Source organism: Bacteroidota bacterium (assembly GCA_005882315.1).
Lineage (GTDB): Bacteria > Bacteroidota > Bacteroidia > Chitinophagales > Chitinophagaceae > VBAR01.
Genome location: VBAR01000001.1, coordinates 1927981 through 1939977 on the forward strand (window position 1 = coordinate 1927981; position 11997 = coordinate 1939977).

General features: G+C 37.9%; 11 protein-coding genes and 1 tRNA gene. 4 read left to right on the forward strand and 8 right to left on the reverse strand.

What is annotated here, in order from left to right; translation table 11 throughout:
• Positions 1-181: 181 nt before the first annotated feature.
• The 4 genes from leuB to E6H07_08060 form a co-directional block, all read right to left on the reverse strand.
• Positions 182-1297 (reverse strand): 3-isopropylmalate dehydrogenase, encoded by a 1116-nt coding sequence (gene leuB, locus E6H07_08045; GenBank protein ID TMI65849.1) that lies wholly within the window; start codon positions 1295-1297, stop codon positions 182-184.
• Positions 1298-1303: 6 nt separating this feature from the next.
• Positions 1304-1894 (reverse strand): 3-isopropylmalate dehydratase small subunit, encoded by a 591-nt coding sequence (gene leuD / locus E6H07_08050; protein ID TMI65850.1) that lies wholly within the window; start codon positions 1892-1894, stop codon positions 1304-1306.
• A 3-nt stretch (positions 1895-1897) separates the two neighbouring features.
• Positions 1898-3322: a 3-isopropylmalate dehydratase large subunit gene (gene leuC / locus E6H07_08055; protein TMI65851.1), complete on the reverse strand. Its 1425-nt coding sequence runs from the start codon at positions 3320-3322 to the stop codon at positions 1898-1900.
• A gap of 77 nt (positions 3323-3399) precedes the next feature.
• Positions 3400-4569, reverse strand: a complete 1170-nt coding sequence (locus E6H07_08060) for a 2-isopropylmalate synthase (protein TMI65852.1) — start codon at positions 4567-4569, stop codon at positions 3400-3402.
• A 211-nt stretch (positions 4570-4780) separates the two neighbouring features.
• Between E6H07_08060 and E6H07_08065 the strand changes: the two genes are divergently transcribed.
• The 3 genes from E6H07_08065 to E6H07_08075 all read left to right on the forward strand — a co-directional run bounded on the left by E6H07_08065 (position 4781) and on the right by E6H07_08075 (position 8884).
• Positions 4781-6322, forward strand: a complete 1542-nt coding sequence (locus tag E6H07_08065) for a hypothetical protein (GenBank protein ID TMI65853.1) — start codon at positions 4781-4783, stop codon at positions 6320-6322.
• 153 nt (positions 6323-6475) lie between these two features.
• The gene (locus tag E6H07_08070; protein ID TMI65854.1) at positions 6476-7831 is read left to right on the forward strand and encodes a Gfo/Idh/MocA family oxidoreductase; all 1356 of its coding nucleotides are present in this window, start codon (positions 6476-6478) and stop codon (positions 7829-7831) included.
• Between the two features lie 12 nt (positions 7832-7843).
• Positions 7844-8884 carry a hypothetical protein gene (locus E6H07_08075; GenBank protein ID TMI65855.1) on the forward strand — a complete coding sequence of 347 codons (1041 nt, stop codon included), beginning with the start codon at positions 7844-7846 and terminating at the stop codon, positions 8882-8884.
• A 124-nt stretch (positions 8885-9008) separates the two neighbouring features.
• Here E6H07_08075 and E6H07_08080 read toward each other — a convergent pair whose 3' ends face one another.
• From E6H07_08080 to E6H07_08090, 3 genes are all read right to left on the reverse strand, one after another.
• A complete protein-coding gene (locus E6H07_08080; GenBank protein TMI65856.1) occupies positions 9009-9278 on the reverse strand; it encodes a GIY-YIG nuclease family protein in 270 nt (89 codons plus the stop codon).
• Positions 9279-9369, reverse strand: a tRNA-Ser gene (locus E6H07_08085).
• A gap of 147 nt (positions 9370-9516) precedes the next feature.
• A complete protein-coding gene (locus tag E6H07_08090) occupies positions 9517-10983 on the reverse strand; it encodes a PAS domain S-box protein (GenBank protein ID TMI65857.1) in 1467 nt (488 codons plus the stop codon).
• A 164-nt stretch (positions 10984-11147) separates the two neighbouring features.
• Between E6H07_08090 and E6H07_08095 the strand changes: the two genes are divergently transcribed.
• A complete protein-coding gene (locus E6H07_08095; protein ID TMI65858.1) occupies positions 11148-11489 on the forward strand; it encodes a response regulator in 342 nt (113 codons plus the stop codon).
• Between the two features lie 10 nt (positions 11490-11499).
• On the opposite strand, the gene E6H07_08100 is transcribed toward E6H07_08095, so the two are convergent.
• Complete coding sequence (locus tag E6H07_08100; protein ID TMI65859.1) at positions 11500-11928, reverse strand: response regulator; 429 nt, start codon at positions 11926-11928, stop codon at positions 11500-11502.
• Between the last annotated feature and the right edge of the window lie 69 nt (positions 11929-11997).

Here is an 11997-nt window from a genome sequence, read left to right on the forward strand (position 1 = left end):
GAAGTAATAATAATGACTACCACAATAATTATTGCGGCAGAATTGGTAATGACATTATTTATTGTATTCTTCAACATGAGGATGTATGTTTTGTAAATATACACCCGCCGATTTAAAAAAAGAACTGCGGCAAGCAATTATTTTATCAATTTGACGAACTACCGGTAAGCCTATTCCAACACTAAATAATCGTAGACTTACGTAATTCGATATTCTCTTTCTTAATAGAACCGGGAATTTTGCCACTTACATAATCACTTATCAGCTCGCCGATGGTAGAAGTGAAATAAAAATTAACCGGGTCAATATCTTTAGTTACGAAATTATTTTCGAGAGTCCACTCAACCGCTTCGCGGATAAGAGCAGCTTCTTCATTCATGCCGAAATGGTCCAGCATCATAGCAGCGGAAAGAACAGAGCCCAGCGGGTTGGCAATATCTTTTCCGGCAGCCTGCGGATACGAACCATGAATCGGCTCAAACAAAGCTGTTTTATTCCCAACAGAAGCAGATGGCAATAATCCTAATGAGCCTGCCAGCACACTTGCTTCATCGCTAATAATATCGCCAAACATATTTTCGGTAAGTATTACATCAAACTGTTTGGGGTTGATGACAATTTGCATTGCTGCATTATCAACAAACATATAATCAACGGTCACTTCTTTATACTGAGGAGCAATCTCCTGCACTACTTTTCTCCAGAGACGTGAAGTATCCAGCACATTCGCTTTATCAACTAGTGTCAGTTTCTTCCTTCTCTTTTGAGCATATTGAAATGCCTGGTGTGTTATTCTTTCTATTTCCTCTTTTGTGTAAAAGCATTCATCACTTGCCGAGCTGCCATCCTCAGCAGTTTGTTTCTTACCAAAATAAATTCCACCGGTCAACTCGCGGAAGATGATAAAATCAACTCCTTCTAAATTTTTTGATTTAATAGGAGAAAGGTGATGTAAAGTTTTATAAGTAGTAACCGGGCGGATATTAGCAAACAATTGCAATGCTTTCCTGATTCCAAGTATTCCCTGCTCAGGTCTCACTTTTGCATTGGGATCATTATCATATTTCGGATGGCCAACTGCGCCGAACAAAACTGCATCGCTATCGAGGCAAATATCAATTGTTTCAGAAGGAAGCGCTGTTCCGGTTTTGTCAATCGCATCAGCACCGATCAAAGCTTCCTGGTAAGTAAATGAATGTCCAAATCGCTCAGCGATTGAATTTAATATGAGGATGGATTGTTTGGTCACTTCTGGACCGATACCATCTCCGTTTAATATTGCAATTTTCTTTTTCATGGGGGTTTATGCTAGGCTGTTTTCGTATTGAATAATTTCTTCTTTGCTGTTTAGTAAGTAGTCAATGTCATCATAACCATTCAGCAGGCAGGTTTTTTTATAGCTATTTATATCGAATGATTCTGACTGTCCATCAACAGTGATTGTTTGTTTTTCCAGGTTCACTTCAACTTCAGTAGCTGGATTTTTTTCAACTGCTTCAAATAATTTTTGTGAGAAGCTTTCACTAACTGTTACCGGTAATAAAAAGTTATTGAGCGAATTGTTTTTAAAAATATCAGCGAAAAAACTGCTCACCACTACATCAAACCCTGCATCTTTAATAGCCCATGCTGCATGTTCTCTTGAAGAACCGCAACCGAAATTTTTGCCAGCTACTAAAATTTTACCACTGTAAGTTTTATCATTTAAAGGAAAATCCTGTTTCGGCTGATTTTCATCATCGTTAATATATCTCCAGTCACGGAACAAATTTTTTCCAAAACCTTCACGGCTTGTTGCTTTTAAAAAACGAGCTGGAATGATCTGATCAGTATCCACGTTTTCTATATTAAGCGGAACTGCTGTTGATTTTATTATGTTGATTCTTTTGGACATTTTTTAGTTTAATTCTTCAACCATTTCGTTTACGAGCAATTCTCTTACATCACAAACTTTTCCGGTGATAGCTGCTGCGGCTGCAGTAAGCGGACTTGCCAGTAATGTTCTTGCCCCCTGTCCCTGTCTGCCTTCAAAATTTCTGTTTGATGTAGAAATGCAATACTTACCAGCAGGAATTTTATCTTCATTCATGCCGAGGCATGCACTGCATCCCGGTTGACGTAATATGAAACCAGCTTCTGCAAATACTTTATCAATTCCTTCTTCAATTGCTTGCTTTTCTACCTGTTTACTACCCGGTACTATCCAAACTTCCACATCATCTGCTTTCTTTTTCCCTTTTACAAACGATGCAACCATTCTTAGATCTTCAATTCTTGAATTGGTGCAACTGCCGATAAACACATAATCTACTTTCTGTCCTTTAATGGCTGCGCCGGCTTTTAGCCCCATGTAGGCCAATGATTTTGCCAAACCACTTTTATCAGTATCATTAACTGTTTCAGTAGTTGGAATATTATCATTTACACTAATACCCATTCCGGGATTGGTGCCGTAGGTTATCATTGGTTCTATATCTTCTGCGTTCAGGAAAATCTCGTTATCAAATTGTGCATCTCCATCACTGAATAATTGTTTCCAGTTTGCTACTGCCTTATCCCAAGCTTCACCCTGCGGGGCAAATTTTCTGCCTTTGATATAATTGAATGTTGTTTCATCCGGTGCGATCAAACCACATCTTGCACCCATTTCAATACTCATATTGCAAATGGTCATTCTTGCTTCCATGGATAAACATCTAATAGCAGAACCGGCAAACTCAACAGCATAACCCGTAGCTCCGCTTGCTGAGATTTTTGAAAGTATATAAAGAACAATGTCTTTGCTTACCACACCTTTATTTAATTCGCCATCTACATTTATGCGCATCAGCTTAGGTTTGGTTTGTAGCAAGCATTGTGTTGTCAAAACCATTTCTACTTCACTGGTACCAATGCCAAATGCAATAGCGCCGAATGCTCCATGTGTTGAAGTGTGACTATCGCCGCATACAATCGTCATTCCAGGTTGAGTAATGCCGAGTTCAGGCCCTATTACATGAACAATGCCCTGGAACGGATGTCCAAGGCCATACAATTCAACTCCATGTTCTGCGCAATTTTTTATTAATGCATCAACCTGTTTTCTGCTTAGCTCTTCTTTTATTGGTAGATGCTGATTAAGTGTAGGAACGTTATGATCAGCCGTTGCAATAGTTTGTTTCGGACGAAAAACTTTGATGCCACGATTGTTCAAACCTGTAAAAGCCTGCGGACTTGTTACTTCATGAATAAAATGCCTGTCAATGTATAAAACAGAAGGACCGTCGTCAATTTTTTTGACAATATGTTTTTCCCAGATCTTATCAAAAAGTGTTTTACTCATACTTAAGTTAAAAATGCGTGGCGCTTTTACACGCCACGCTGACCAAAAACTAACTGCTCATGAGAAAAAAAGCGACTTTAAACAGCAACCGCTGTGGGCTGATGTTGTTTTGCAAGCATTAGCAAATCTTCGTCCCGAACTTCTTTTTTACTATCAGCAATATTTAAAAAATCGGAATACAATTTATCTACATCATTCCTGTTAAACTGGAAACCCAGCTTATGAAAACGGAAAGCCAGTGCACTTCTTCCGCTTCTTGCAGTAAGTACGATCTTTGATGAATCGGCGCCAACTGTTTCAGGACTGATGATCTCATAGTTGATCGCATTTTTCAAAAATCCATCCTGGTGAATGCCTGATGAATGTGAAAATGCATTACTGCCCACAATTGCTTTATTGGCCTGTACCGGCATACGCATGGTATCAGAAACCAACTGGCTCATTGGATTCAGCATTTGTTTTTTAATATCTGTATAAAGATTCAGTTCCGGGTGCTGGTTAATGATCATCACTACTTCTTCAAGCGAAGTATTACCAGCTCTTTCACCCAGACCATTAATCGTACATTCTATTTGTCTTGCACCGGCAGCAGCACCTGCAATCGAGTTAGCAGAAGCCAATCCAAGGTCATTATGACAATGGCAACTAATAATTGCCCTGTCAATATTGGAAACATTATTTTTTAAGAAAGCAATTTTTTCGGCGTATTGATGAGGTAAGCAATAACCGGTTGTATCCGGAATATTCACGGTAGTTGCACCAGCCTTAATAACTGCTTCAATTACTCTTGCTAAATATTCATTATCGCTTCGACCTGCATCTTCTGCATAAAACTCAACATCATCAACAAAGTTTTTAGCCCATTTCACACATTGAATAGCTCTTTCAAGAATTTCTTCTCTTGTTGAATTGAATTTGAGTTTAATATGATAATCGGAAGTGCCGATACCTGTATGGATACGGGGACGTTTTGCTGGTTTTAATGCAGCAGCCGCAGTTTCAATGTCTTTCTGATTGGCGCGGCTGAGACCACAAACCGTAGCATTTTTAATGATCGATGCGATCTGCTTTACACTTTCAAAATCGCCGGGGCTGCTGATAGGGAAACCTGCTTCAATAATATCAACGCCCAGGTCTTCCAGTTGAAGTGCAAGCTCAATTTTTTCTTCAGTATTCAATTTACATCCGGGAACCTGCTCGCCATCGCGGAGTGTTGTGTCGAAAATGTATACCTTTTCAGTGCTCATGTACAGCCTATAATTAATGATAAAAAAAGCAGGCTGTTAATTATTTTTGTGTTGCTTGCCAGTTATTTTAAAATAATTCAGCCTGCTGGTATAAAAGTACCTCCCATATCAGGGGTATTAAAACCTAAATCAGGCGAGATTACATTGTTTAACCCCTGTTTAAAACAGCTAAACCCTTGCTGGATAAGGATTCCAGCCATTGTTGATTACGATGCCCAACCGTTCAGCCGATACTGTTTTTCAGCTCATCAGATCACTCGAAAAGAGTGAAAAGCGGAATTTTAAGCTTTACATGAAGCGAAATTCCGCCGGTGGTGACCTGAAGATCGTCCAATTGTTCGATGCCCTGGACAAAATGGAGGAGTATGACGAGGAGTTATTGCTGAAGAAACACAGATCAATCCAAAAGCGGCAGCTCTCTAATCTTAAAGCACATTTATATAAACAACTACTCAACAGCCTCCGGTTGCTGAGGGATGAATCGAATATTGACATGACCCTGCATGAACAGATGGATCATGCCCGTATATTATATAATAAAGGCCTTTACCTGCAAAGCCTCAAAATTTTAGATAAGGTAAAAGAACAGGCAAAGGAAAATAACCAGCTTACTTACATGCAGCAGGTTTTATTTTTTGAGAAAAAGATAGAAGGCCTTTTCATTACACGTAGTATGCAGGACAGGGCAAGTCAATTATCTGCTGAAGCGGCACAGGTGAACTGCCAGCTTTCAATGATAAACAGTTTATCTAATCTTTCTTTACAACTCTACGGTTGGTATATACAAAACGGCCATGCAAGAAATGCAAGAGATGAAAATGCTGTAAAAGATTTTTTGGATAAAAGTTTACCGGCAGGAGCTAATCTTTCAAAAGGATTTTATGAACGGCTTTATTTATATCAATGTTATTGCTGGTATGCATTTTTAAGGCAGGATTTTTTACAATACTACCGACATACCCAACGCTGGGTTGATCTGTTCGAAGAGTTTCCGGGAATGGATGAAATAGAAACAGCACATTATATAAAAGGTGTACATAACCTGATGGGCGCCCATTTCGATCTATTAAACCATAAAAAACTGGCGCAGGTAATTGAGCAGTTTGAAAAATTCAGTCATCGAAAAGTGGTTCAGAAGAATGAGAATAACCGCATTCTTTGTTTTGTGTATTTGTATACTGCAAAACTGAATTTACATTTTCTCGACGGAACATTCAATGAAGGATTGAAACTGGTGCCGTATATTGAAGGAAAGCTGGATGAATATGGACTCTTCCTTGATCGTCATCGGGTATTGGTATTTTATTATAAAGTTGCCAGCATGTATTTCGGTGCCGGTAGAAATGAAAAGGCAATTGATTACCTGAACAAGATCATCAACTGGCGAATGGACTTGCGTACCGATCTGCAATGTTATGCAAGACTATTGCACTTAATTGCCCATTATGAACTCGGCAATTTTGAATTATTGGAATATCTCACCAAATCAGTTTACCGGTTTATGGCAAAAATGGAAAACCTGAGTATGGTAGAGGAGGAGATGTTTAAATTTTTACGTCGGTCATTTAAAGTTGGTGCAAAAGCATTAAAACCTGAGTTTGAAAAATTACTTGACAAGCTGAAAAAATATGAAGGTAATCGTTTTGAAACCCGTGCATTTGCCTATCTCGATGTAATATCCTGGCTGGAAAGTAAAATTGATAATGTGCCGGTGATGGAAATAATCAGGAGGAAGTATGAGAAGAGGAAATAAAAATAGTGCATCTTAACTTTATTGTAAGGCCAGCCCTGATTGAAGGAACTGGTCTTTTTTTTGTAAGACCATTCCGACCTTAAAAAATTTTCCTGCAGAAAGTTTAACTAATGAAGTAGATTTAATAAATACTTTTATTTAAAATAGAAACATATGTCGCAGTCACGCAGAAATTTTATAAAGAAAACAGCCATCACCACGGCCGGTGTTTATATGGGAGCTTCAGCTTTCAGCGCTACGAGTTATAATAAAATTATCGGTGCTAATGACCGCGTTAGAGTCGGTGTGGTTGGGTTTTCGGATCGGCACAGGAGTTCACATATGCCCTGTTTTATGAATCATTATAAAGAATTGAATTTTGATCTTGTAGCCGTATCGGATATCTGGAAAAAAAGAAGAGAAGACGGTGCTGCTGTCTGGAAAGAAAAAATGGGACATGATGTTACTGCCTGCCGTAACAATGAAGAAATGTACGATAAGAAATTAGTGGACGCTGTATTCGTCAGCACAGCAGATTTTCAGCATGCGCTGCATGCAATAGAAGCGGTAAAAGCAGGTTGTGATGTTTATTGTGAGAAACCTTTCGCCGAAACAATGGAAGATAACCGTGCAGCATTAAAAGCAATTAAAGCATCAGACAGAATTGTACAAATAGGTTCACAAAGAAGAAGCGGGGCGAATTACCATGCAGCCAATGATTTTATACGATCAGGAAAATTTGGTGCTATCACCAAGGTTGAATTAACATGGGATGTCAATCAACCCGGCCGCTGGCGCAGACCATCGGTAGTTCCGTTGTTAAAAGAAGAAGACACTGACTGGAAACGTTTTTTAATGAACAGGCCCAAGGATTCATTTGATCCAAGGAAATATTTGGAGTTCCGTTTGTTCTGGCCTTATTCATCAGGCTTGCCCGGTCAGTGGATGAGTCACCAGATAGATACGGTGCATTGGTTTACCGGTTTACAGCATCCACGCAGTGTGGTTGCTAACGGAGGTATTTATATGTGGAAAGACGGAAGAAAGAATTGGGATACTATCACAGCGGTTTTTGATTATGGCCCTTCGAATGATATGGCATCAGGTTTCCAGGTTACGTTTGAGTCCCGTATGCACAACGGCGATGAAAGACCTGCGGAAATATATTACTCCAATGGAGGTGAATTAAATTTGAATACCAATATGGTTTCTCCAAGAGGCGGGTTAACAAAAAGGTTTGCTGATGAGATGGGTGTACAACCAAATTTATTGACCGAACAAACTTTATCAATAGTGGAACCGGTAAGTGCATCCGCTAATACAGGCGGAGATAAACTTACATCCAACCATGTTCGTAACTGGATGGAATGTATACGCAGCCGCAAACAACCCAATGGACCGGTAGAAGCAGGGTATAGCCATTCAATTGCTACCATCATGACCAATGCCGCCGTTCATACTGGCGCCAAAGTAACTTTTGATGAGAAAACACAGGAAATAATGGCAAATGGAAAAGTTTTTAAGTATTAATTTCTTCAGATCATGAATAAGTTATTTTCCTTTTTGATTTTATTATCAGTAAGCAAGGCGGCTATTGCCCAACCATCAACAGGTTTTAGTATTGTAGAAAAAAAAGATAAGAAACAGGTTGATATTTTATTTAATAATAAATTGCTGACAGCTTATTGTTATTATGATTCAAGCAGGAAACCGGTACTGTTTCCTGTAAATACAGTAGATGGAATAACGGTAACACGCAGCTATCCTTTTCAAATGATAGCCGGTGAAAGAACCGATCATCCGCATCATACCGGTATCTGGCTGAATTATGAATCAGTGAATGGTCTTGATTTCTGGAATAACTCTACGGCAATAGCTCCTGAAAAAAGAAACCTGTACGGAACTATCATTCACCAGAAAATTGTCAGTAAGAAAACAAATGGTAAGGGTGCATCACTTACTACTTCTGCAATTTGGGTTAGACCTGATGCTAAAGTATTATTGAAAGAACAAACGACTTTCAATTTCAGCGTTAAAGAAAATAATTTTATAATTGATCGCATTACTACTTTAACTGCTGCAGACACTACTGTAGTTTTTAAAGATGTAAAAGATGGAATGTTTGCAATACGTGTTGCAAGAGAACTGGAACTGCCTTCCAAAGAAAAAAGCAGCTTTGTTGATGATAAAGGAAATGTAACAACAATTGCTCCATCAGGTGCAGCAGATGTTACCGGCATGTATTACAGTAGCAATGGATTGAAAGGGGATTCTGTCTGGAGCACCAAAGGAGAATGGGTAATGCTGACAGGAAAAAAAGACGGAAAGGATATTACCATAGGCATGTTTGATCATCCTTCTAATGTTGGCTATCCTGCTTACTGGCATGCAAGAGGCTATGGTTTGTTTGCAGTAAATCCACTGGGACGGAAAATATTCAGCAATGGAAAAGAGGAATTGAATTTTTCTTTGCAGCCCGGAAAGTCAGTTACATTTCGTTACAGGGTAGTTATACATTCCGGCAGTATTTTGGCAAACGATGATATGAATAAGTTTGCTGCGGATTTTTCTAAGGTTAAATAAAACAAATAATCTTTCATTTGCGGAGACTGAGGGATTCGTCCTGGTGTATCGGGACGATACGGTTTCCCGTATACACACTTTCTCCCGATCCCGATATATCGGGAGGACTCCTTCAAACACTCGGTTAAAATTTATTTCTCCAGCTTAGTATTAATTGTTCTATATATTTTCTGCTTTTCATTTTCTTTATTTCTTTCTCTCTTTTCAAGGCTTCACTCCGGGAACTATAAACTTCAAAATATACTAACCTTAAAGGTCTTTTTGATGAAGTGTATTTGCTCATTCCATCGGTATGTTTTGACATACGGGAATCCAAATCGTCGCATTGGCCGACATAAAATGAAAAATCCTTCTGGCTTTGAAGGATATAAACATAAAATCTTTCAGATTCCATTTGCGGAGACTAAGGGATTCGAACCCTTGATACCCTTTTGAGGTATACACACTTTCCAGGCGTGCTCCTTCAACCACTCGGACAAGTCTCCTTTGATTTAAGCTTTAGTGAGCAGTTTTCCGTATACACACTTTCTCCCGATGTGTCGGGACTCCTTCAACCACTCGGACAAGTCTCCTAAAGGGCAGCAAAAATAGGGAGAAAGTTCTACCAGTCATTCATTCTGTTTCATCTCTTTTTAACTGGCTTTTTGTGGCGATAGCTGATATGCATGCTCATTTTGCTTTTCAAAGCTAATTGTAAACTCGGTGCCTTTATTTACCTGGCTTTGCATGCTGATCTTTGCATTGTGTGATTGTATTATTGAATAAGAAGCTGTAAGCCCGAGTCCCATACCATTTTTTTTCAATGTAAAAAAGGGGTCAAATAGTTTAGATACGTAATCCTGCGGAATGCCGGGTCCGTTATCCTTTATTGACACTTCATAATTATTCCCTGAAGCCGTTACGCTGGTAGTAAGCGAGCCATTTGTATCCATAGCTTCAATAGCATTAATAATAATATTTGTAAATGCAATTGCAAGTTTTGCTTTATCAGCTTTTATAAAAACAGGAGTAGAAGGAAAATCCTTTTTTACATTGATCTTTTTAAGATTGATACGATCAGAAGTAACCGAAAGGCTTTCTTCAAGAATGTCTTCCAGCGAATGCATTTCGAATAATAACTCTGAGGATTTTGCCATGTTTAATAATTCAGAGATAATATGATTTATGCGAAGTGAATTTCTATGTATAATATCCATAAATCCAATTTGCGAATCATCTTTATCTTCCGCTAATAGTTGGTCAATAGACAAAATAATATTATTTAACGGGTTTCTGATCTCATGTGCAAGCATCCGTGTCAGCCTTTCATTGGCTGCCATTTTTTCTGCCTGGAGATTGGCAATTTCAGCTACCCTGATTTTTGTTATGTCGTGTATAATTCCATGCACTAATCTTTCACCTTCGGATTGCTCCTGGTAATCGAGAGATAAAAGACAATCCCTTATTTCTTTTTTTTCATTTACTATTTTAATTTCTGCATCTTCAACAGATGCAGCTTTCAATATTTCCCGTGTAGTATCACGATTTTCTGAAATAAACTCAAATAAGTTGCGGCCATTGAGATTTTTTTCGGAACACCCTAATAGCTGGATAGCTGCATCATTTACTTCTATAAAGTTGAGCTTATCATCGGCAATAAAAACAGCGTCTTTAGAATGTTCAAAAAGATTGCGGTACTTATTTTCTCTTGTTTTTAATTCTTTGAGAAAGTTAGCTCTCTCCAATGCATATCGAATACATCGTTCTAATTTCTCTGTATTCAGATCAGATTTTATAAGGTAATCAGTAGCCCCCTTTTCCATAGCTTTTATATCTATGGATTTATTACCTAAACCAGTCAATAATATAATAGGGTCAGTATATTTTAATGCCTCAACTTCATCAAGTAGGTCCAACCCTGTTTTTTCCCATAAAAAATAATCGACAAAATAAATATTGTATTGTTTTTTTTTGATTGCTTCAATAGCTGCATCATAATCGTTATGCCAGTCAACAACGAAATTGCTTCCTTCGATCTCGGAGATATAGTCCTTGATTATTAAAAAGTCGTCCTCATCATCTTCTACGATAGCGATTCGGATCGTATTCCCATTTAGCATTTAATGATGATTTAAGTTGTTTTTTTACATGGGCTTAGTTGACGACTTGCAATGATGCAGACGGACTTTTAGTAAGCAAATACAGTTCCTTTTTTGAAATTATAAATACAAGCGTAATTTCACGACTTATAATTGCAATTAAAAAGACATTGTAATTTACTAAAATGAGAAAAAAAATTCTAATAATTGATGATGAAGTTGACTTCTGTACAATTATGAAAGGATATTTAGGAAAAAGAAATTATGATGTTCTTGTCGCTTATAATATCCAGGCTGGTATTTTTCTTATAGATGAAATTAATCCTGATATTTTGCTTTTGGATAATAACCTGCCAGATGGTAATGGATGGAAATTTGTACCCCAAATCGTGGAAAAAAATCCACGGTTGAGGATTATTTTAATCAGTGCACATCTGCATAAATCAGATTTTGTTTCCACAAATGAAAATATAATAGTGCTGGAAAAGCCCATTTCTCTACAAGTATTAGAAGAAACTTTGAGGTAAAAAATAGATTTTAAACCAGGCAAAGTGAAAGCATATAACGGGCTATTTTTTCGAGATCTTGAACATTGTTGGGCTTAATAACATAATCCAATGCACCAAGCTCTATACAAATTTGCTTGAATTTTTCCGATGGAGAAGTACTCCAAACTACACGGGGAATATGTTTATATCGTTCATTTGTCTTCAATTCACGTAAAATATCAGCACCATTAAGTCCCGGCATATTATAATCTAATACAATCAGGCAAGGCATCTGGTCATCACGTAATTTTTCGAGGGCAGATAGTATTTCGCCTCCATTGTTTACAAAAAAAAGTATGAATGACTTATCAATAGAAATGAAAACTTCTTTTAGCATTTCCTGATCGTCAGTATCGTCTTCTCCCAAAAGGATAAATTTGGGAGGTGTATCTTGGTCTATAACTACTTTTTGTGGCACAAATTTTTCGGATAAAAGTGACTTTACACTCGAAAGATAAGGCTTTCCTCTATTCCACAGTATTAACCA

Coding starts and splice junctions, on each gene's coding strand:
- E6H07_08080 (TMI65856.1), bottom strand. CDS start 9,278: ATGGAATCTGAAAGATTTTATGTTTATATCCTTCAAAGCCAGAAGGAT.
- E6H07_08095 (TMI65858.1), top strand. CDS start 11,148: ATGAGAAAAAAAATTCTAATAATTGATGATGAAGTTGACTTCTGTACA.
- E6H07_08075 (TMI65855.1), top strand. CDS start 7,844: ATGAATAAGTTATTTTCCTTTTTGATTTTATTATCAGTAAGCAAGGCG.
- leuB (TMI65849.1), bottom strand. CDS start 1,297: ATGAAAAAGAAAATTGCAATATTAAACGGAGATGGTATCGGTCCAGAA.
- leuC (TMI65851.1), bottom strand. CDS start 3,322: ATGAGTAAAACACTTTTTGATAAGATCTGGGAAAAACATATTGTCAAA.
- E6H07_08060 (TMI65852.1), bottom strand. CDS start 4,569: ATGAGCACTGAAAAGGTATACATTTTCGACACAACACTCCGCGATGGC.
- E6H07_08065 (TMI65853.1), top strand. CDS start 4,781: ATGCCCAACCGTTCAGCCGATACTGTTTTTCAGCTCATCAGATCACTC.
- E6H07_08090 (TMI65857.1), bottom strand. CDS start 10,983: ATGCTAAATGGGAATACGATCCGAATCGCTATCGTAGAAGATGATGAG.
- leuD (TMI65850.1), bottom strand. CDS start 1,894: ATGTCCAAAAGAATCAACATAATAAAATCAACAGCAGTTCCGCTTAAT.
- E6H07_08070 (TMI65854.1), top strand. CDS start 6,476: ATGTCGCAGTCACGCAGAAATTTTATAAAGAAAACAGCCATCACCACG.